At 33.8% G+C, this 20,874-nt stretch carries 17 protein-coding genes; 10 read left to right on the top strand and 7 right to left on the bottom strand.

The features are described from left to right. Window positions 1-305: 305 nt before the first annotated feature. Window positions 306-2,123 carry a T9SS type A sorting domain-containing protein gene (locus tag IMCC3317_RS12185; protein WP_160129770.1) on the bottom strand — a complete coding sequence of 606 codons (1,818 nt, stop codon included), beginning with the start codon at window positions 2,121-2,123 and terminating at the stop codon, window positions 306-308. A gap of 465 nt (window positions 2,124-2,588) precedes the next feature. Here IMCC3317_RS12185 and IMCC3317_RS12180 point away from each other — a divergent pair, with 465 nt between their 5' ends. Together IMCC3317_RS12180 and IMCC3317_RS12175 are read left to right on the top strand one after the other, a co-directional pair. Then, window positions 2,589-3,272 carry a response regulator transcription factor gene (locus tag IMCC3317_RS12180; RefSeq protein WP_160129769.1) on the top strand — a complete coding sequence of 228 codons (684 nt, stop codon included), beginning with the start codon at window positions 2,589-2,591 and terminating at the stop codon, window positions 3,270-3,272. Between the two features lie 13 nt (window positions 3,273-3,285). After that, a complete protein-coding gene (locus tag IMCC3317_RS12175) occupies window positions 3,286-4,329 on the top strand; it encodes a sensor histidine kinase (RefSeq protein WP_160129768.1) in 1,044 nt (347 codons plus the stop codon). On the opposite strand, the gene IMCC3317_RS12170 is transcribed toward IMCC3317_RS12175, so the two are convergent. After that, a complete protein-coding gene (locus IMCC3317_RS12170) occupies window positions 4,303-5,364 on the bottom strand; it encodes a glycosyltransferase (RefSeq protein WP_160129767.1) in 1,062 nt (353 codons plus the stop codon). The two genes, IMCC3317_RS12175 and IMCC3317_RS12170, sit on opposite strands and share 27 nt — an antisense overlap. A 71-nt stretch (window positions 5,365-5,435) precedes the next feature. Between IMCC3317_RS12170 and trmB the strand changes: the two genes are divergently transcribed. The 3 genes from trmB to IMCC3317_RS12155 are packed head-to-tail and all read left to right on the top strand — an operon-like array spanning window position 5,436 to window position 7,086. Further along, window positions 5,436-6,110: a tRNA (guanosine(46)-N7)-methyltransferase TrmB gene (gene trmB, locus IMCC3317_RS12165; RefSeq protein WP_160131914.1), complete on the top strand. Its 675-nt coding sequence runs from the start codon at window positions 5,436-5,438 to the stop codon at window positions 6,108-6,110. Beyond that, window positions 6,110-6,754 (top strand): lysine transporter LysE, encoded by a 645-nt coding sequence (locus IMCC3317_RS12160; protein ID WP_160129766.1) that lies wholly within the window; start codon window positions 6,110-6,112, stop codon window positions 6,752-6,754. The genes trmB and IMCC3317_RS12160 overlap by 1 nt, the downstream gene beginning before the upstream one ends. Next, complete coding sequence (locus IMCC3317_RS12155; protein WP_160129765.1) at window positions 6,751-7,086, top strand: MGMT family protein; 336 nt, start codon at window positions 6,751-6,753, stop codon at window positions 7,084-7,086. The genes IMCC3317_RS12160 and IMCC3317_RS12155 overlap by 4 nt, the downstream gene beginning before the upstream one ends. A 101-nt stretch (window positions 7,087-7,187) precedes the next feature. Here the strand turns inward: IMCC3317_RS12155 and IMCC3317_RS12150 are convergent, their stop codons facing one another. Next, window positions 7,188-10,952: a T9SS type A sorting domain-containing protein gene (locus IMCC3317_RS12150; protein WP_160129764.1), complete on the bottom strand. Its 3,765-nt coding sequence runs from the start codon at window positions 10,950-10,952 to the stop codon at window positions 7,188-7,190. Between the two features lie 237 nt (window positions 10,953-11,189). On the opposite strand from IMCC3317_RS12150, the gene IMCC3317_RS12145 reads away from it, so the two are divergent. From IMCC3317_RS12145 to IMCC3317_RS12130, 4 genes are all read left to right on the top strand, one after another. Next, window positions 11,190-12,317, top strand: a complete 1,128-nt coding sequence (locus tag IMCC3317_RS12145) for an Mrp/NBP35 family ATP-binding protein (protein ID WP_160129763.1) — start codon at window positions 11,190-11,192, stop codon at window positions 12,315-12,317. A gap of 20 nt (window positions 12,318-12,337) precedes the next feature. Further along, window positions 12,338-12,580 (top strand): NifU family protein, encoded by a 243-nt coding sequence (locus IMCC3317_RS12140; RefSeq protein ID WP_160129762.1) that lies wholly within the window; start codon window positions 12,338-12,340, stop codon window positions 12,578-12,580. Window positions 12,581-12,806: 226 nt separating this feature from the next. Next, on the top strand, window positions 12,807-13,862 hold the full coding sequence (locus IMCC3317_RS12135) for an NAD(P)/FAD-dependent oxidoreductase (protein ID WP_160129761.1): 1,056 nt from the start codon (window positions 12,807-12,809) through the stop codon (window positions 13,860-13,862). A gap of 434 nt (window positions 13,863-14,296) precedes the next feature. Next, window positions 14,297-14,632, top strand: a complete 336-nt coding sequence (locus IMCC3317_RS12130; RefSeq protein ID WP_160129760.1) for a 2Fe-2S iron-sulfur cluster-binding protein — start codon at window positions 14,297-14,299, stop codon at window positions 14,630-14,632. Between the two features lie 3 nt (window positions 14,633-14,635). Here IMCC3317_RS12130 and IMCC3317_RS12125 read toward each other — a convergent pair whose 3' ends face one another. From IMCC3317_RS12125 to IMCC3317_RS12115, 3 genes are all read right to left on the bottom strand, one after another. After that, complete coding sequence (locus tag IMCC3317_RS12125) at window positions 14,636-15,256, bottom strand: hypothetical protein (RefSeq protein ID WP_160129759.1); 621 nt, start codon at window positions 15,254-15,256, stop codon at window positions 14,636-14,638. Window positions 15,257-15,343: 87 nt separating this feature from the next. Next, window positions 15,344-15,565, bottom strand: coding sequence for a hypothetical protein (locus tag IMCC3317_RS12120; RefSeq protein WP_160129758.1), 222 nt, complete (start codon window positions 15,563-15,565; stop codon window positions 15,344-15,346). 535 nt (window positions 15,566-16,100) lie between these two features. Further along, window positions 16,101-17,003: a metallophosphoesterase family protein gene (locus IMCC3317_RS12115; protein WP_160129757.1), complete on the bottom strand. Its 903-nt coding sequence runs from the start codon at window positions 17,001-17,003 to the stop codon at window positions 16,101-16,103. A 130-nt stretch (window positions 17,004-17,133) separates the two neighbouring features. Between IMCC3317_RS12115 and IMCC3317_RS12110 the strand changes: the two genes are divergently transcribed. Then, a complete protein-coding gene (locus IMCC3317_RS12110) occupies window positions 17,134-19,509 on the top strand; it encodes a GAF domain-containing protein (RefSeq protein ID WP_160129756.1) in 2,376 nt (791 codons plus the stop codon). A gap of 97 nt (window positions 19,510-19,606) precedes the next feature. Here the strand turns inward: IMCC3317_RS12110 and IMCC3317_RS12105 are convergent, their stop codons facing one another. Then, window positions 19,607-20,836 (bottom strand): Pycsar system effector family protein, encoded by a 1,230-nt coding sequence (locus IMCC3317_RS12105; protein ID WP_160129755.1) that lies wholly within the window; start codon window positions 20,834-20,836, stop codon window positions 19,607-19,609. Window positions 20,837-20,874 lie beyond the last annotated feature (38 nt).

The raw sequence follows: 20,874 nt of genomic DNA, 5'->3' as shown, positions 1-20,874 counted from the left end.
AGAAAATTATGAGTTGTGTGTTACTTCTCGATTTAAAATTATTTCTAGATAACGTCATTCTGAACTTGATTCAGAATCACATAACAATAAATTATAATTATGATGAGAAACCGAATCACACTTCGACAAGCTCAGTGTGACGTAAATTATACTTTCTAGAAAATCTTTAGTTCAACTAACAACTTTAAGTACGTCTTAGATATTGAATTAAGTTCAGCACAAGCTTCTTTAAGTTGAGTTTCACTAAAACAAAAAAGCATCTTGAAACTTCAAGATGCTTTTTATAAAATATGTGTTTGGTAAAATTACTTGATTACTAATTTCTTAGTAGCCGATTTACCATTTTCTGTAATTTGAACCACATAGATTCCTGATTGTAAACCAGAAACATCTAATGTGTTTGTAATTGTAGTATTAATTACTTGCTTACCAATAATGCTATAAACTTTTACGCTTTTTGCATTGTTTGAAGCAGAAGAAATTGTTACTGTACTTCCGTTAGTTGGATTTGGATACATGTTGAAAGAAGTTGTTCCAAATTCTTCAGTTCCTAATGTAGTATTGATATCACTAGCATATCTAGGGAATATTTGATATGTTCCATTAAATTCTGAACCGATACCAATAATATCAGCAGGCGCACTAGGAATCGCAGTTCCAATTAAATCCTCATCTCCAAAAACTACTCTACAAACTGTCATATCTGTTCCTCCAGCTGTAGTAACCGTATAATTTGTATTGTCAGCGAACATTCCTGTATCAGCAAACTCAACATTTAATAATCTAATTAATCTACTTTCGTATGATTCTCCGTTTGTAGCTAATTCTGCAGCAGTTACAAAAAGTGGCGTAAGTGTGTTTCCAGTTGTAGCAGCTCCAGGAATGTTTTCCGTTGGCACAAATTGAAGTACACCACCAAATTGAGATAATTGACCTTTTAATCCAACGATTCCATCTCCGATGTTTAATGGAGCACTTAATGTTCCAGCTGTATCATCAATTAAGATTCCAGCACCACCATCTTGGATATATTTTTGATTTCTTGTTCCTTCAGTTACGATATATGAAATAAACGCTTGACCTGTTAATTCGTAATAGTTTCCAACAGTTCCAGCACGTAAGTCTGTGATTGTAGCTACTTGTGTTTCGCTTTCAACAGAGAAAGAAACCATTTTAGTATCAATTACCATATTGTTTTCTAATAACTCTACAGTTACTACGTAAGATGTTCCATCTGTAGTAGGAATTGCATAAGGACTCGTAACATCAGCATCTGTAGGATTTGCTCCAACTGTAATGTTTACTTGGTTCCCAGCTGTCATTAAGTCAATGTTTTGCGTAGTAAACGTTACATCTACACTTGATGTTCCTGGAGTAAACGTACTATTATCCGCAGGCGTTACGATACTTACTGAAGCAACAGATGAGTTGTTCATAATTTCGTTCCAGTTTGTAGCTATACGAACTCCATCAATAGCGACAGCTGGTATGTTACTAGATTGACGAAAAGCAATTGCAGAAATTGCAGTACCTGTACTTCCCGTGTTTGTAGCTTCTGGCGTAGCAGGCTCAGTTGGCGTTACAGCAGATAGTACGTGTAGGTTAGTAATTCCTGTTGCAATCTCATAAGAGAAAACTAATAAGTATGTTGTGTTTAAGCTGTAAGGAGTAGTTCCATATGTTAATGTAGAACTACTTGATCCTATTCCATAAAGAATATTTCCACCACCATCATCTTTGGCACCAACTCTAGCTCTAAATCCACCTGAATTAAAGTGCATAAAGTAGTTTCCACTTCCAACAGCACTTAAGTTTACAAGTGCACTTGCATAGACAGTTCCCGATGAAATTGCTGGAAAAGCTCTATTTATGTCTTGAGAAGTTCCTGAAAAAGTTGCATGCCCGCCAATTCCTGACGAAGGATATCCCGCCATAGTTAAACCACTAGGCGCTGCAACATAAGCAACCGGTCCTGATGAACCTGAGTGTTGAACCCATGCGCCACCACTTACTGTAGTTAAGTCTCCACCAGTCATTCCATAATCAAAGTCTTCAGTTAATACCTGTCCAAAGGAGACGGTAGATATTAACAAAGCAACTAATAATAAGTAATTTTTAATCATATGTTATGTTTTTAACTATTTATAATAATATAATGCAAATATACAAAAGAACTTGAAATTTAACAGCAGACTTGCGTATTTATACTCTGTTTTAACTATTTGGTAACAAAAGTATTACTGTGTAAATAGCAAAAATGCCTTCTGATCAGAAAGCGTTTTTTGTTTCGTATTTTTTTTGGAATTAATTTCCTACTGTCCAAGCTGTTCCAGTTCCGTTTCTATTTCTAGTGATTAAATCAGCATTTGTAATTGTAATTTTTTGTATCATCAATGTTTTTATTTCTCTTAGCAAAGAAATGGTCAGCGTGTAAAGACAATGTTCCTTGCAGAGTAAAACTTTATAATATATATGTTAGCATAATGTTATCATATTAAAAGAGTGTTAACTGTTTTCAATATTTAGTTTTATCTTTACTTTTGAAGTGTTGAGTACAATGCACAACTACTTAAGCAAAACATGCACAAATGAAAAAAAAGGACATTAAAATACTATTGGTGGATGATGAACCAGACATATTAGAAATTGTCGGCTACAACTTATCGTCTGAAGGTTACCAAATAAGCAAAGCTGCCAATGGTGTTGAAGCTGTTGCAAAAGCAAAAAAAATAAAGCCGCACTTAATCATTATGGACGTAATGATGCCAGAAATGGACGGAATTGAAGCTTGCGAAACCATTAGAAAAGATAGAAGTCTCGCCAATACAATCATTACGTTTTTAACGGCTAGAGGCGAAGATTACTCACAAGTTGCAGGTTTTGATGCTGGTGCAGATGATTACATCACAAAACCTATCAAACCAAAAGTATTGGTAAGTAAAGTAAAAGCATTACTTCGCAGACTTAAAAACGAAGAAGAAAACTCTCAAATTGTTACCGTTGGAAACTTAGTCATCAACCGAGAAGAATATAAAATCATAAAAGACGGCACAGAAATCATCTTACCAAGAAAAGAATTTGAATTACTATCTTTATTAGCTTCACGACCAGAAAAAGTATTCAAACGAGAAGATATTTTAGACAAAGTTTGGGGAAATGAAGTCATTGTTGGCGGACGAACCATTGATGTGCACATTCGTAAACTAAGAGAAAAAATTGGTGATAACCATTTCAAAACGGTAAAAGGAGTTGGATATAAATACGTAGAGTAATATATGATAATACATGGCTAAAAAACTCAAAAGATCCTATAAATTTGCTTTAAGATCTTCTTTATACATTACGTTGTTTGCAACGGTTTTACTTGTTGCGCTATTGTATGCTTTCGGTATCAAACATGTGGAATTACCGATCATATTTACGGCAATATGTTTCTTGTTCTGCTTCTTTATTCTTCAAATTAGAGTAGAACGATTCATTTACCAAAGAGTTAAAAAAATATACGATGATGTTACATTGTTAGATGTGAGCGATTTTCAAAACTATCCAATCACAACTGACATGGCAACGTTAACGAAAGAAATTGAAAAATTTGCCACCAACAAAAAACTCGAAATAGAAACCTTAAAAATTAGGGAAAACTACCGAAAAGAGTTCATTGGAAACGTTTCTCACGAATTAAAAACGCCACTATTTACTGTTCAAGGATACATTTTGACGTTGCTTGATGGTGCAATGGAAGACAAACACATTCGTAAAAAATACCTAAACCGCGCAGAAAAAGGTGTAGAACGACTCATCTATATTGTGAGAGATTTAGATATGATTACCAAGTTGGAAACGGGCGATTTAAATCTTGATAGAGAAGAATTTAACATCATCGAATTGGTGCAAAGTGTATTTGACTTATTAGAAATGAAAGCCGCCAAGAAAGATATTTCACTTGCGTTTGATATGCAATATGCAAACCCAATACTAGTTGTGGCAGACAAAGAACGCATTCAGCAAGTATTAACAAATCTGGTTGTAAACTCCATCAAATATGGACGCGAAAACGGAACTACGGAAATCAGTGTAGAAAACTTAATCAGAAACAAGGTCATTGTACGTATTACAGATAATGGAGAAGGAATACAAAAAGAAAACATTCCGCGATTATTTGAACGCTTCTATCGCGTAGACAAAAGTGGTTCGCGGCGTGAAGGCGGTTCAGGTTTAGGATTAGCTATTGTAAAACACATCATTGAAGCGCACAACGAAAAAATATACATTGAAAGTGAATATGGTGTTGGTTCCGAATTTTCATTTACGCTGGAAAAGGCGAAATAAAGCTTCATAATCAGCTTCTTGGTTAAAACTGCTCAATCCTTTAAAATCGCTTGCGCGGGAAAGATCTCGTATAGAAAAATCGTCTTGTGTTGCCATTGGAGCTAATTTCTTTTTCTGTAAACGGTTGGCTAAATATTCTTGTTCAAACTGTCCTGGTGTTGGAATAAAAAATGCTTTCTTATTCAGTTTTGCCAAATCCATTACACTTGTATAACCAGATCGACACAAAACGAGTTCACTCTCGTTGAGCGATTTTTCGAGTTCATCGCTTTGCATAAAATTATACACATCACAATTCAAAAACTGAAAATCGTCTTGTTTTGCTTCTACCTTTCCGCGAACAAACAAAACTTTTCCATCAAAATGCTTCACTTCTTCAAACAACTTATTTTCTAAAATTGTTCGTTGCGGTTCTGGACCAGATAATATCACCATCAAATCGTACACCATTGGTAATTCTTGCGGAAGCAAACGACTCAACGGTCCAATATATTTCAGCGGAAGCGAACTATTCTTTAAATGTCCCAACTTGCCTGAAAGATTTGGTTTTCCAGCGACATCAGGAATCCAACATTCATCAAACTTTCTAATAACTAACTGATGAATCTTACTACTAAACCAAGTTGTTGTTCCGCTCAAAACATTCAATTGATGTGTCACAAAAACAGAGGGCACTTTTTTGCTATACACGCCAAATCGGTTATCAGAGATAATTCCACAAAAATCACGTTGCTTTACCAATTTCTTAATCATTTTTTTCTCTTTAGAAATGGCTTTCAGCAACTTTGGCGAATCTTTCAACATTTTCAGTTTGAAATTCTTGCCTTTCTTAGCGTATTCTATCTGATAATCTGGAAGCGTGATGGTTTCCAAATCGGGAAACTCTTTCTGTAAAAGTGCTAACGCAATTCCGTCGGAAGCAATTACAGGTGTAAAATCATGCGCAAGCAAACCTCTAATAATCGGAATGCTTCTTGTGGCGTGACCCAAACCCCAATTTAGCGGAGCAATAAGAACAGTTTTGGAATTCTTCATAAAATCAAAGATAAGAATATAAAAAGGTCTGCAAGATTTCCTTAGTTTTGTCAAAATATCAAGAAAACATTGTGGGAAGTAAAAACAAACTAAAACGCTTTAAAGAAAACGATACGTTTTCGAATGTCATACAACCAACACGCGAAGAAATTACAGAAAACAAATTTCCATACAAAGGAAAATGGAATAGCAATTTCTTCAAAAATGACGCGCCAATTATATTAGAATTAGGTTGCGGTAAAGGAGAATACACAGTTGCTTTGGCAAAAAAGTTTCCAAACAAAAACTTTATTGGAATCGATATCAAAGGCGCGCGCTTTTGGCGAGGTGCAAAAACTGCCGTAGAAGATGAAATGAAAAATGTTGCCTTTATCCGATCGCAAATAGAACTCATAGAAGGTATGTTTGCAGAAAATGAAGTCTCCGAAATTTGGATTACATTTCCCGATCCGCAAATAAAATACAAGCGCACCAAACACAGAATGACCAACGAATCGTTTTTAGCGAGCTACAAAAAAGTGCTAAAAAATGAAGGAACTGTACACTTAAAAACAGACAGCGAATTTATGCATGGTTATACCTTAGGACTCTTGCATGGCGCGGGACACGAAGTATTATACGCCAATCATGATGTGTACAAAAATGAAGGAAGTCCGGCCGATGTTACTGAAATTCAGACATTTTATGAGTCACAATATTTGGAAGTAAACAAGCCTATTACCTATATTCACTTCAAAATCAAGTAATGACCGATCTCATTATTCTCTTTTTTGTTACCTTTTCAGCAGCACTCTTAGGTGTTGTTCCGCCAGGTCTAATCAACATTACGGCGGCAAAAATAAGTACGCAAAAAGGGAAAATGAATGGCGTAATCTTTGCTATTGGTGCTTCGTTAGTTGTGGTCATTCAAGCAATTATTGCGGTTACCATCTCTAAATATTTACACTACAACCAAGAAGTAATTGACATATTACTAAAAGTGGCATTGGTTATTTTTGGACTCTTGGGGATTTACTTTTTTATCAAAGCGCTAAAAAATAAAGAGAAAAGAATCCGAATGGTTAAAGTGAGTAAAAAAAGCAGCTTTTTCAAAGGGATTTTTTTAGCGACGCTCAATGTATTGCCAATTCCATACTTTGCAGGATTGAATGCTTTGTGGAAAGTCTCTGGCTTAATGGAATTTACAATCATTGATATTATTACATTCGTATTTGCGGCAGGTTTTGGTACATTTGCAATGTTATATATGTATGTTTTCTACTTTGACAAATCGCAATCAGGCTCAGGTAAATTCTCTAAATATTCAGATTATATCTTAAGTGCGTTAATGTTAGTTTTAGTCATTGTAACGCTTGTTCGTATCTTTTACAACTCACAACCAACTACATGAAACCAGAAAACGAAAACTTCTTTGAACGTGTATATGAAGTCGCCAAACTCATTCCGTACGGACGCGTTACCAGTTATGGCGCTATTGCCAAATACTTAGGCGCGGCGAGAAGTGCGCGCATGGTTGGTTGGGCAATGAACAGTTCAGGGAAACATGAAGATGTTCATGCACACAGAGTTGTTAACAAAAAAGGATTGCTCACGGGAAAACATCACTTTCAAGGCACAAATTTAATGCAACAATTACTCGAAAGTGAAGGTGTTGAGGTTATTGACAATCAAATTCAAAATCTTGAAAAGCTCTTTTGGGATCCCACTGTTGAATTATCTTAATTTGATGATTTGTTGATTTGTCAATTTGAAAATGTGTTTGTTTGCTTAAAATGAATTTGTAATATCGCTTTCGCTCGATTTTTCTATGCGTAATTGGCAAATTACGCTTTCACAATTTTCTTTACTAAAGTTGCTCCAGATGCTGTTTTAATTTTTACAAAATAAGTTCCTTGCGTAAATTTTCTAGTAGAAATCTCAATACTATTTTGTGTTCCTGAATATGAATTTTGTTGAATTAATCGTCCAGCAATGTCATAAATACTTATGGTTTCAATAGTTTCTTTCGTTTTAATCACCAATACATCTTCCACAGGATTTGGATATATTTCAAAGGAATCTAACTCAAAATTAGTAGTGCTCAACGTATTTTTAATCAGCGTGATGCTTCTATTTGTTGTAATAGGAAAATTATAATCAAAGTAAATTTCGGCTTCATTTTCAAACGTATCATTTTCAACTAATGTTGGCAGTGTTTTCATTTTAAACGTCACATATCCATCATTTGAAGCATCATTAAAAGGCAGATTGATATTTTCAAAGATAAACTCTACCGTATTCGTATTCGTGATTTTAGTAGCAACCGCATGACTTGCTTCTGTAACAATTAATGTAGTTGGATCGAACATAGAAATATCTATCACATCTTTTACAACAACGTTAATTGCATTTGCGGTTCCAGTGTTTTCAAAACGAATTATATAATCTACATATTTTCCAATAAAATCAGTAGTCACTTGAATTCCTTGTAAACACGTTTTATCATTTGGATCAAAAGAATTTACAACAATTTGTGAAAGTACAAAAGTGTTATCTTCCATAGTTTCATCAGCAATAACAGGCGAAATGGTTGCTTCAAATGCTAACACATCATCGGCATTTAAAGGAAACGAATCTGTTGGCGAGTTTAAATTCATAGTAAATACTATTTCGCGCGATTCAAAAGGTGCAAGATTTGTATAATTCCATTGTAATGAATTTAGAGCTTGTGTTGCAATTGTTGGATTTGAGGTTACAAAATCCATAACATCATCTTCAAACATCAAATTAATAGCGCCAGATAGCGTTGTGCTTCCTTTGTTTTTATAGACTATTTTATAATTGCTTTCAAATCCAGGTCTGGCAACATTTACAGGAAGTAATGTAACATCAATATCATTGTGAATTCCATTTGGTGTAATGCAAAAATTTTGTGTAAACGGACTTGTATCTGTTGGAAAATCTATAGTAACACTTGCTGGAGAAACTGTGAAATAACTTGGGTTTTCCAATTCAGGTGTTAATGTGTAAACTCCATCATCTGAAAAATGAAAACTATACGTGCCATCGTTTTTTGTAGCAACTGTTGAAGTTTCGTTAGTGCTATTCGTTAAATTCAAATTTAAGTATTGATACGCATTATCACTTACATCGCAACCATTTCCATTTGCGTCATAACGAACTGTTCCTTCAATTGTGTTGTAACTTCCGCCTGGTGTGAAAGAGCAATAGGTATTAACGGCTGCATTTATATTGGAAGGCATTCTAGTATTAATTTCGTCAATTTCAAAGTCATCCGCACAAATATATTCCATCGGATTTCCATAATATTTAAACTCATAAAAAACAGAAAAATCTTCGGTGACCGTTGTTATAAAGGTATTTCCATTCTTTACAAAACTTTGTGTGATTTGATTATTGCTACAATCTAAATATGAAAGATTCGGATTTTGAGTTACGTCAATTGTTGTCAAAAGATTATTTGTACAATTCAACCTAATTAAATTTGACTGCAAACTTACATCTAAACTTGTAATATCATTCGCATTGCATTGAAGTGTGTATAGTTGCGTGTTTTGCGAAATATTTAAAGCGCTCAATAAATTTCCATTGCAAATTAAAGTCTGTAAGCCCGTATTTCCAGTTGTATTCAAAGTAGTTAAAAGGTTTTCACTACAACTTAAAATTTGCAGCATTGGATTTTGTGAAACATCTAAAACCGTCAATTGATTTGGAACACTCGCCGGAATATATACACCTTCGGCATAAGGTGTTACTGTTCGTGTTCCGCAATATAGCGTCACTAAATTTGGAAGTTGCGTAACATCTAAGGTGGTTAAATTACTATTTGTGCACAAAAGCGTTGTTAAATTTGTATTGCTTCCTAATTGTAAAGAATCTAACGTTACATATGAACAGGATAGATATTCCAAAAGTGTATTAGCACTGACATCTAGCGTTTTAAATGAATTATCATTTGCATCAAAAATATTATTAACTGGAAGAGAAGAAGTAAAGTTTCCACACACAAGTCGTTTTAAGTTGACATTATTTTGCAATAGCAAACCAGTAAGTTTATTTGCGGCGCATTCTAACCTTTCTAAAAGTAGATTTTGACTGACATCTATGGTTGCAAGACTATTACCACTACAATATAAATTTTTAAGATTACTTAATGGCGTTACATCTAAATACAGCACAGGATTGTTACTATAAATGCTAGAAGTACAATTGAGTGTTTCCAAATTGATAAAATCACCAAGTCCTTTAATGATGGGACTATTTATGGTTAAACTTGTAACGCTTTCTGCTTCTGTAATTTGTATTTCGCCATCATTATTAGTGTCTATATTTGTTTGAGAAATTAAATCATTTTTTAACTGTAATGGAAGTGTAGTTACAATTGGCGGTCCGTTTGGCATTATGCAAAAATCATGTACAACTGTAGTTCCATCTGCCGGAAGGTTTACAGTAACACTTGCAGAAGAAAATGAATAGTAACTTGTATTTGGAACACTTGGCGTAATGGTATATGTACCAGTTTTTCCGATAAACTCATAATTTCCAAATTTGTCTGTATAAATAGTTGCCGTATCAGTACCGTTTGAAATGGTATATTTTACAGAAGATAAAAATCCATCACCAGCATCGCAACCATCAAGATTCGTGTCTAATGTGTTTTTTCCTTGAATTGTATAATAAGGAGTGCTAGGTGTTGGCGCACAATTTGTTTCAAAAGTCACACCTGTATATCCTGCATTCATAACCTCCGTTTGAACATCTGTAAGTTCACTTGCATCACAACAAATAGATTGAATATTAGTATTATTAAAAGGATTGTTGCCAAAAGTATTTATGATTCCATCTTTTATATTTAATGTCGTCAATGGATTGTTTGCGAGTGTTAAAGATCCAATAACATTTGCATTACTTAAATCTAATGAAGTCAACTGATTCTGAAAACAGACAAATTGTGTAAGGTTTGTTAAATTAGACAAATCTATATTAGTGATTTGATTGTTGGCAAAACTCAGCATTTGTAAGTTAATTAAGTTACCTACATCTAAGTGTGTGAGTCCATGTCCGTCCAATTGCAATTCTGTTAAATTAATTAAATGATTAAGATAAAATTCAGAATTATTAGAATTAAAAACACCATTAGAAAACTTTTCCAAATTAGTCAATCCAGTTAAATTGAAATCGCCAGCGCTTCCAAAGCTCAAGTTCGTGTCAACAATTCTCAAAGAACTTAAGTCAGAAAGATTAACTTCTCCCGAAAAAGAACGCAAATACAACTCTTCTAAATGTATCAATTTTCTAATATCTAGGTTTTCACTATCGGTACCAATTAATGAAGTTCCAGAACCAATGTGTAACTCTATGAGGTTTGTAAACTGTTCAATACCTTGAAAAGTTCGGGCATAATTATTAGTTACATTCAAAATAGTTACGGCTGCGGCTTCACTAAGTTGAATTTCTCCATCGTTATTTGTGTCAACACCATCGGCAATTAATTCACTTTTAAGACTTGGATCGCCAATATTTACAATTTGTGAATGCGAAATATATGTACATAACAAAAATGCACAAAGTAGGTGAAAATGCTTCATTTTTTAAGAATTTAGTTCGTGGAGGAATGCTAAGAAAGTTAATTTTGAAGCCAAAAAAAATGAAATAATCACTTTTTCGATAAAGTACAAACAATTAAATAGCCGCATTAATCATTTCAATATAACAGCTTCTAAATCTAAACATTTCGCTGTATCTTTGTAATTTAGAATCAATTTACATTGAAGCAATATCAAAACGTTTCACTAATTGAAAAAGATCAAACAAAAAACAACATTGTGAAAATAGAAAAGAAAGACATACAAGCAGCATTAAGTACTATCACTGTTCCAGGTGAAGGCGCAAACATGATTGCTAGCGGAGCGGTACGAAACATAATGACATTTGCAGATGAAATTGTAGTTGATATTGTTATTACGAATCCTGCATTACAAGCAAAGAAAAAAGTAGAAACAGAAATCACTTCAGTATTGCATAAAAAAGTACATGCAGACGCCAAAGTAAAAGTAAATATAAAAGTTGAAGCGCCTGAAAAACCTCAAATCAAAGGAAAATCATTGCCAAATATCAAAAACATTGTGGCAGTTGCTTCTGGAAAAGGTGGCGTTGGGAAATCAACAGTAACGGCAAACTTAGCAGTTACTTTAGCAAAAATGGGCTTCAAAGTTGGTGTATTAGACGCGGATATTTACGGGCCATCAATGCCAATAATGTTCGATGTTGAAGGCGAAAAGCCGTTATCTGTCCGAGTTGGCGATGTTTCTAAAATGAAACCTGTGGAAAGTTATGGAGTCAAAATGCTTTCTATCGGATTCTTCACAAAACCAAATCAAGCCGTAGTTTGGCGTGGACCAATGGCAAGCAAAGCTTTAAACCAAATGATCTTTGATGCCGCTTGGGGCGAATTAGATTTCTTACTCATCGACTTGCCTCCAGGAACCGGAGACATTCACTTAAGCATCATGCAATCGCTACCAATAACTGGCGCAGTTGTAGTAAGTACACCACAAAATGTTGCCTTAGCAGATGCTAGAAAAGGAGTTGCAATGTTTCAACAAGAAAGTATAAACGTTCCTGTATTGGGAATTATAGAAAATATGGCGTACTTTACTCCTGAAGAGTTGCCAAATAGCAAATACTATATCTTTGGAAAAGAAGGTGCTAGAAACCTAGCGAAAGATATTGATGTACCATTTTTGGGAGAAATTCCATTAGTGCAAAGTATTCGAGAAGCTGGCGATGTTGGACGACCTGCAGCAATGCAAACAGGAACATTACTAGAAGCTGCTTTTGAAAAACTGACGCAAAATGTTGTGCAAGAAGTAGTAAACAGAAACGAAAGTTTACCTATAACAGAAGCCATTAAAATTACAACAATGGCAGGTTGTTCAGCAGTAAAAAAATAAATCACGTAAACAAGATATAGATGACAATCGAAGAATTAACAAGCAACGTAGAAAAGGCATTAGACGAAATTCGTCCCTTTCTTCAAAGTGATGGTGGCGATATCAGACTCGTGGGAATTGAAAATGGAACGTTGGTAAAAGTACAACTAGAAGGTGCTTGTGTCGGATGTAGTGTAAATCAAATGACACTGAAAACTGGAGTTGAAATGACGATTAAAAAACATGTTCCTCAAATAGAAAAGGTGATCAATATTGAAGCTTAATTGGGCGTGACCACAAGGGTCAGGCTTTCGGCAGTCGCTTTTTGCTATCAGTCTTCGAGTTCCTCAGACTTCTAACAAAAGAGCTTCAACAAAGCCTCAATCCTTCACGCAAAAGTGAACAATACTAAAAAATAGTAAACAATAATACATAATTTATACTCCTGATAAGATTGCTAATCTGGCAGGTTTATGTAGATAAAAGATACCCACTTTCGCGGGCATTTATATGATTAAAACAGATATACTAATAATTGGCGCAGGTCCAACAGGACTTTTTACTGTATTTGAAGCAGGATTACTAAAATTAAAATGTCACCTAATTGACGCGTTGCCGCAACCTGGCGGACAATGCTCTGAGATATACCCAAAAAAACCAATCTACGATATTCCAGGATTTCCAGAAGTTTTGGCGGGCGATTTGGTAGACAATTTAATGAAGCAAATTGAGCCGTTTGAACCAGGATTTACCTTAGGCGAACGTGCGCAAACCATTGAAAAATTAGACGATGGAACATTTGTCGTAACTACAAACAAAGGAACAAAACATCAAGCGCCAATTGTTGCAATTGCTGGCGGATTGGGAAGTTTTGAGCCAAGAAAACCACCTATTCAAAACTTAGCAAACTACGAAGACAAAGGTGTAGAATACATCATTCGCGATCCAGAAATTTATCGAGATAAAAAAGTAGTCATTGCTGGCGGAGGCGATTCTGCACTCGATTGGAGCATCTTTTTAGCCGATGTTGCTTCGGAAGTAACTTTAGTTCACCGAAGATCAGAATTTCGTGGCGCGTTAGATTCTGTTGAAAAAGTACAAGAACTCAAAAATATTGGAAAAATCAACCTAATTACACCTGCGGAAATCACAGGAATTCATGGAGAAGATAAAGTTACAGGTGTTGAGGTTTCTAAAAAAGGAGAAAAATCTTTTATATATGAAACCGATCATTTCATTCCATTATTTGGATTGGCACCAAAATTAGGTCCAATTGGAGATTGGGGATTAGAGATTGAGAAAAACGCCATTAAAGTTGACAATACATTAGATTATCAAACAAACATTCCAGGAGTATATGCTATTGGCGATGTCAATACATATCCAGGGAAATTAAAGTTGATTCTTTGTGGATTTCATGAAGCAACGTTAATGTGTCAAAGTGCATACCAACGGATTTTTCCAGACAAAAAATACGTAATGAAATATACAACTGTAAGCGGAATTGATGGTTTTGACGGAACTCGAAAAGAAGCACCAAAAGCAGTTGTAAAAGCGATAAATTAATTTCGATACAAAATTCTTTCAGAATTTCACTCAATTACCTAAGTTTGAGTTTGAAAAACGTCATTGCGAGATTTTGTAAAAATCGTGGCAATCTGTTACTTTAATCAACAGATTACTTCGTCGCAAACTCCTCGTAAAGACTTAGCAAAGTAAAGAAGTTATTCAATTTGACGAAATTCGAATTCAAAAAACGTCATTGCGAAAGTTTTTTATATTTGGCGTAAGCAGAAATAGAAAAAAGTTGTGGCAATCTGTCTTTCGATCAACAGATTACTTCACTATCGTTCGTAATGACGCAGTAAAGCAATATGTCAATTCGAGTGATTTTTTGTAAAAACAAATTGCACTTCGATAAACTCAGTGGAGCTATCGAGAATAACTAGGAATCACAAATCTAACATCAACAATCGTTAATCGAAAATCGTTAATCAAAAATGTCACAAGTAGATATTACCATAAAAATAACAGACCGAGAAGGCATTGTGCACGAAGTACAAGCGCCAACTGACATGGCAATGAACCTCATGGAAATTGTACGTTCATACGAATTAGCACCTGAAGGAACGATTGGAATTTGTGGCGGAATGGCAATGTGTGCTTCGTGTCAATGTTATGTAAAATCGGATCATATACTACCCGAAATGAGCGTTGACGAAGATATGATGCTTGCTGAAGCGTTTCACGTAGAAGATAATAGTAGACTTGGTTGCCAAATTCAAATGACACCAGAAATGGATGGTTTGGAAGTTGAGTTGGCGCCTGAGAGTTAGGGTTTATCTTACTCTTTCTAAAATAATATTAAAAGGAGAAAAGTCTTGTTGCGTACTAATTTTATCATCATCTACAAGAATAAATTTTTTATTATTTGTTCTTTCCCAACTTATCTCACTTTTATACCTTAAATTATAATGTATAATACCATTTTTATATCGAACATCTTCATATTTCTGAGGAAAATGTGGAGATCCATCATATTGAATAGATAATAGGCCTCTTTTATTTTTATAGATAATTAAGAATTCTGGAGCTCCAAACATTTCTTTTTCCTTAGTTGAGGGATTTTCATAATAAGAAAACTTCCATCGACCAAAAAAACGTGGTCTAGTTGCCTTTTCAATTCTGATATATTCTCTACCTCGAACTATTAAAACATCATTATCATCTATGGTAGCTTTTGTTGGTGTAGAAGTGCTAATCTCTAATAATTCATCTTTTATTTGTGCAGGATATTTACGATTTCCATTTTCAAAAATATAATTACTTCCATTTTTTGTAATCAATATTTCATCGCTCTCACTCTCTTCATCAACCCAATAACCTTCAAAATTAGCATGATTGGATTCGCAAGATATTGTTAATAAGATTGCTATTCCTAATAATAGATTTCGTACCATATTTCTATAATTTGTAATTGTAAACTTTCATTAAAAGTAGGTATAAAATATTGAATTAACAATTTAGGATAATAAAGATTACAATTTTTATAGTTTTCTAAAATCACTCTCCAAAGCAATCTTCTGAACAGCATCTAACAAATTATGTACATACGAAGAAGCTTCTAGTTCTACCATTTCAGGTTGTACGCAATACGTTCCTAAAAAATGAACTTTTTTCAAAGAGTCAAAATAATCGGTTGCTTCTGAATGTTGTAACAGTTCTAATAATTCTTTTTGCGCTTGTGTTATTTCTTCTTTTTCTACCATAAAAAATAGCTTTAAATTTCTTTTCTAATACGAATATCTAAAGTAAATGATTTTATTGGAAAGTGGTGTTCGGTATAGCGAACATGTTGATAATCAAGTGTTTTATGATGTGAAATGCTTGGTAATTTTCAGTAGAAAATGTGTTTTAGTTACAGTTTTTAATGTAAAAAACTTGATTTGCTATTGAATTACAATTAAGCAACTTGTATGACACTGAATCATACTTCGACTCCGCTCAGCATAAAAGTTCAGTGTGACGTAATCAAACAACCATAGCAATTATCCACAAACAGATTACTTCGACTTAGCTCAGCACAAGCACTTCACTAGCGTTCGTAATGACGTTTCCATGAAAATTAAAAATGTAAAACGCTAAATATTAAATGTAAAAGTTTTTTTTCGAATAACGAATAACGAATAACGAATAACGAATAACGAATAACGAATAACGAATAACCGAATCAACAAACAAACAAACCCAAAAACCCAACACCAAAATCTAATACGTCCAAAAATCTAAGCAAGTCTAAGAAGTCTAAAAAGAACTCTTATAATCCGCCAATTTCCTCGGACCTTCCAACACTTCACGTTCAATTTTCAAAACGCCTTCATCGGTTGTAGAAGTATACCATTTTATCAAGGTAATTTCGTTGTTTTCAATCTCAATTCCTGTAACACTTCTTGGATGTACGCAACTTCCATCGTTGAAAAAAGAAATTTCATCCGTAGGATTTGGAAATCGTGGGCGATGTGTATGTCCTGTTACCGTAATTAAATTATGATTAGCGGTAATCCACTTTTTAATTTTTCGCTCAACTTTTCTTAGATTCTTGTAGTTTTTCGCAGGACTCGTAGGATCATGAATGCCAATAATTTGAAGTGGTTTCCATAAAGCACGCACCATAAAACGACTCCATTTCCAAAAAATATAATTCCACCAATCGGCTTGATGTCCGTGTGTGAGAAAAATTTCCTGCTTCGTTTCTGTGTGTTGCAACACAATTCCTTCATGATATTTCAGATCGGTAAATAAAGGTTTGTCAGTGCCTGTTTTTGGATCAAAATACGTGGATAAATGTTTTTTTACATATTTTTCATTGCGATACACCATGTCATGATTTCCCCAAATTAAGTGCAACCGATTCGCTTCATGAAACGCTTTCATAATCATATACACATTTTTATGTGCTGAGAAAATTGATTTAAAACCTAAATTTTCCCACAATTCGTCACCATCGCCGAGTTCGCAATATGAAAAACCATCTTTGTAATATTGTTTCAGCGCATGAAAATAGATGTTTCTATTATTTGCAAAATCATCAGCAAAACTATTATCGCCACGATGACAATCACTAAACAAAATAAATTTTGAAGATTGATTAAAAGGAATTTTAAGCGCTTTTTTATAGGCGTTCGTTAAACGAGTTTGTGAAGACATGCGGTTATTTTTCAAGCTAAATATCGTGAAAATAAACGAACAAACGAAAGTATATATGCTATTAACAATAGTAGTGATATTAAGACATTTTGTAAGATTCAGTATCTTTGTAGACTAAAGAGTTATGATTATGGATATGAAAACTGAACACAACGATTTAAAATTACCACTTCAACTTGTCATTAGCTTTGATCAAGTAATAGCTCACTACGATAGATTTGCAGAAGATGAAAATCATCCGTATCACAAATCTGCCAAAGAAATCATTCAATATTTAAGCAAATATCCTGAGTTGCGAGAAGGTTTTACAGATTTTTCAAAACTGGCAAAATATGAGGAGCAAATTGACTTGGTTTTGGAAGGAATATTTCCTGAAATCCTTACCGATAATGAAATTAAAGTGGCAACAATTCCATTTTCATTTCAATCATTCAAATATTCAAATCGACTTAAAACAATTTTAAAAGATGCTGGAGATGAATATGATTTTACCGCACGAAATTTAGCAGAAAAAGAGTTGTATTTGCACGCTTGTGTCATGATTTTGAATATATGTTATGGTTATACAATCGATTTGAAACGTCCTTACTATTTTGATATTCCAGATAAAAATTTAGGCATAACCAAACATTATAGAGTTGCCTTTAATGGCGATTTCTGCCAAGTAATTCCAACAGAAAATGCGCCTAAAATAACGGAAGAAGATGTTCGTTTATTATTAGATAATTACGATAATTTAGAAGTTTGGAAACAAAAATTTCCGCTTGATAGCTACGTTTTCAAAGGTTTTGGAATCATGAACTTATTTGATGTAACTTTTGATGAAACATTATCATCGATACGTGAAAATTTACTAAGAAGTGATGATGATTTAGTGCCTTCATTGCGTAAAAATTTAAGTGAATTCTTTAATATAAAGGATTTAAAACTTGGTTTTTCAGTATATGGAAGTATTGAAAAAGACACGTACAGAAGTCATATAAAACGATCAGATAGTTTACTGTTTAAAAATGATGAAGAAGTCGCTTGCGCTGAATTTTTCTGTCAAGGAGTTGTCGAAAATATTTTTAATAAAAAAGAAGAAATTGCAATTTCCGATTTGGAACGTTACAGACAAACTTCAGGTGAAAACGGATTTTATAAACGACTGAAAGCGCAAGGAATTCAAAGTATTATTCTAATTCCGATTATTGCTTCTAAAGGAAGAGATTTGGCGGTTTTAGAAATTGCTTCGCCAAGAGCGTACGAGTTAAATTCTGTAAATCAACAAAAATTAAGAGATATTATTCCTGTGTTTGAAGCTGCGGTTTCGCGTGCTTCTGAAGATTTTCAAAACGTATTAGAAGCCACAATTCAAGAACAATATACGTCTATTCATCCTTCTGTAAAGTGGCGTTTTTATGCTGCTGCAGAGAAATATCAGTACAAATTATCGGAGCAAGTGGAAAACCCTATGATTGAAGATATTGTGTTCGAAGATGTATATCCATTATTTGGACAAAGCGATATTAAAGGTTCTTCGTTAGCACGTAATGAGGCGATAAAAGAAGATTTAACAACTCAATTGCAATTAGCAATCAAAGTATTAGAAGCTGCTTTGCAACAAGATCATTTACCTATTTATGAAGAGTTAATTTTTAGAGTTGAAACTTATTTAACGGAAACAGAAGATGGTTTAAAAGCGGGTGACGAAATAGGAATTTTACAATTTTTTAAGAAAGATATCTATCCAGTATTCAATCATTTAAGAGCGAAAAATTCGAAACTTACGTTATTAATTAAGGAATATTTCAACAGTTTGGACGAAAACTTAAAAGTTGTATACGACAAGCGAAAAGCCTATGAAGACAGCGTAAATATTCTGAATAAAAGATTGTCAAATTATTTAGACAAAAAACAAGAAGATGCGCAAGCCATGTTTCCGCACTATTTTGAACGTTACAAAACAGATGGCGTTGAGTACAACATGTACATTGGGAAATCGTTGGTGAGAGATAAAACCTTTCATAAACTCTATTTGTACAATTTACGTTTATGGCAATTGCAAAACATGTACGAAATGGAGCAAGTGGCGCATACTGCTCGGAAAGAAATGGATCACGATTTAGAAGTTGCGTCTTTAATATTAGTACATAGCAGTCCGTTAGCGATAAAATTCCGAATGGATGAAAAGCAATTTGATGTAGATGGCGCGTATAATATTCGCTATGAAATCATTAAAAAACGAATTGATAAAGCCAATATAAAAAATACTACAGATCGATTAACGATTCCTGGGAAAATCGCCATTGTATATTCACAAGATAAAGATGCGCTTGAATACATGAAATATATCAAATATATGCAAGCTAAAAACTATTTTGGAACGCTTGAAAAACTAGAAATTGAAGATTTGCAAGGCGTTTCAGGTTTACGAGCGTTGCGCGTGGAAGTCATTTATCAAGATGATTTTAATGAAAAATCGTCCATGACTATTGATGAACTTATGCAAGGAATGAAAGCGTAAAAAGATGTAAAACCGCTGCGCTTTTTGAGTTAAAAATAAAGACGTACGCTAACTATTAAAAAAAGCCTTCTAAAGTTGATTTAGAAGGCTTTTTATATTATGATCCAATATCAGGAATTATTTCGGCAAGTGTTTCTGGTCGCATCGCAAACGCAATACCAAATGCAATTACAGATATTATAATTCCTACCATAAAAACTAAATATGTCAATCGTAGAATTTTATATTTTCTATCCAACACTTTTCCTAAAAAGTATAAATCTTTCGTAAGAGACGAATACAAATAATCTTTATCTTTCATCACTTCACCAATCGCCCATTCAAAATCGGGCAAACTCATTTTGTGAAAGTTTCCAAAAAATAACAAGTTTACATTTTTATTCTCAACATCTTTTTTGTCAAATTTTCCTTCAGTTACATTTGGTCGTGTTGCCAAAATAGACAAAACCATAGAAACTACGGTAAACAATGTAAACACAACTGTAGGAATAATTAAATGCGCATTATCTGCTTGATCTAACTTAGAAACCAATGTTGATAATACCAATGAGATAATAATGGCATTTACCGATAATAGTATGTTGGCTTTCGTATCAGCAATGTTACTAAGTTCTATATGGTTTTTTAGTGTGACACGAAACATGGTTTCAATTCCGCGTTCAGGAGTATCAACTTTTGTTTTCTTAAACTTTAATTCTGCTTTTTTCTGTTTCAGTTTTGTAACTTCTCTTGAAACCTTATTCTTGGATTTCAATAATTTGGCAAGATTCTTTCCTTTTCGCTTTTGCCAATTTTTTGCAGCGTATGGTGTATGAAATTTGTGGCGTTCAGATAAAAAGTTGATATTTTCTTTAAGCCAAGCCGATTCTGAAATTGATTCGTTTTGGGTTAATTCAATTTCTTTACGAAGCAACTCTGTTACATCTTCAAAATTTTTGCTTCCAATATGTCCACAATCTGCATCACAAATAATTTGTTCTAGTAAGTTTTTAGGTTTCTGTTCTACTTTTGTTACTAGAATCAAGTTGCTAATTGCTTCAATATCACTTTCTGAAGCCTTGTGTTTGTTAAGAAAATCAGTGGCAATACGCGCACTTCTTTCTTCATGATCCACAACTCCATCAACATAACCAACGTCATGAAACCAAGCGGCAATAATCAATTGTTGTGCTTGTGGTTCTTTAATTTCAAGTCCTTTAATAAGTTCTTTCGTTTTGCTTACGACTGACTTTGTGTGTGTTAAGTTGTGATATACATATGATTTATCTACATTTTTATTAAGATATTCTACAACATACTTTTCAACTTCAACAATAAGAGTATCCATAAAGATTTCTTTAATTTGAGTAAAAATACTAAACTTTC

Source organism: Kordia antarctica, from assembly GCF_009901525.1.
GTDB lineage: Bacteria > Bacteroidota > Bacteroidia > Flavobacteriales > Flavobacteriaceae > Kordia > Kordia antarctica.
Note: the sequence above shows the minus strand (reverse complement) of the source record. Positions and strands in the feature narration are given on the sequence as shown.

Coding starts and splice junctions, on each gene's coding strand:
- IMCC3317_RS12125 (WP_160129759.1), bottom strand. CDS start 15,256: ATGGTACGAAATCTATTATTAGGAATAGCAATCTTATTAACAATATCT.
- IMCC3317_RS12170 (WP_160129767.1), bottom strand. CDS start 5,364: ATGAAGAATTCCAAAACTGTTCTTATTGCTCCGCTAAATTGGGGTTTG.
- IMCC3317_RS12105 (WP_160129755.1), bottom strand. CDS start 20,836: ATGGATACTCTTATTGTTGAAGTTGAAAAGTATGTTGTAGAATATCTT.
- IMCC3317_RS12135 (WP_160129761.1), top strand. CDS start 12,807: ATGATTAAAACAGATATACTAATAATTGGCGCAGGTCCAACAGGACTT.
- IMCC3317_RS12180 (WP_160129769.1), top strand. CDS start 2,589: ATGAAAAAAAAGGACATTAAAATACTATTGGTGGATGATGAACCAGAC.
- IMCC3317_RS12185 (WP_160129770.1), bottom strand. CDS start 2,123: ATGATTAAAAATTACTTATTATTAGTTGCTTTGTTAATATCTACCGTC.
- IMCC3317_RS12150 (WP_160129764.1), bottom strand. CDS start 10,952: ATGAAGCATTTTCACCTACTTTGTGCATTTTTGTTATGTACATATATT.
- IMCC3317_RS12175 (WP_160129768.1), top strand. CDS start 3,286: ATGGCTAAAAAACTCAAAAGATCCTATAAATTTGCTTTAAGATCTTCT.
- IMCC3317_RS12155 (WP_160129765.1), top strand. CDS start 6,751: ATGAAACCAGAAAACGAAAACTTCTTTGAACGTGTATATGAAGTCGCC.
- IMCC3317_RS12115 (WP_160129757.1), bottom strand. CDS start 17,003: ATGTCTTCACAAACTCGTTTAACGAACGCCTATAAAAAAGCGCTTAAA.
- IMCC3317_RS12120 (WP_160129758.1), bottom strand. CDS start 15,565: ATGGTAGAAAAAGAAGAAATAACACAAGCGCAAAAAGAATTATTAGAA.
- IMCC3317_RS12110 (WP_160129756.1), top strand. CDS start 17,134: ATGGATATGAAAACTGAACACAACGATTTAAAATTACCACTTCAACTT.
- IMCC3317_RS12140 (WP_160129762.1), top strand. CDS start 12,338: ATGACAATCGAAGAATTAACAAGCAACGTAGAAAAGGCATTAGACGAA.
- IMCC3317_RS12160 (WP_160129766.1), top strand. CDS start 6,110: ATGACCGATCTCATTATTCTCTTTTTTGTTACCTTTTCAGCAGCACTC.
- IMCC3317_RS12130 (WP_160129760.1), top strand. CDS start 14,297: ATGTCACAAGTAGATATTACCATAAAAATAACAGACCGAGAAGGCATT.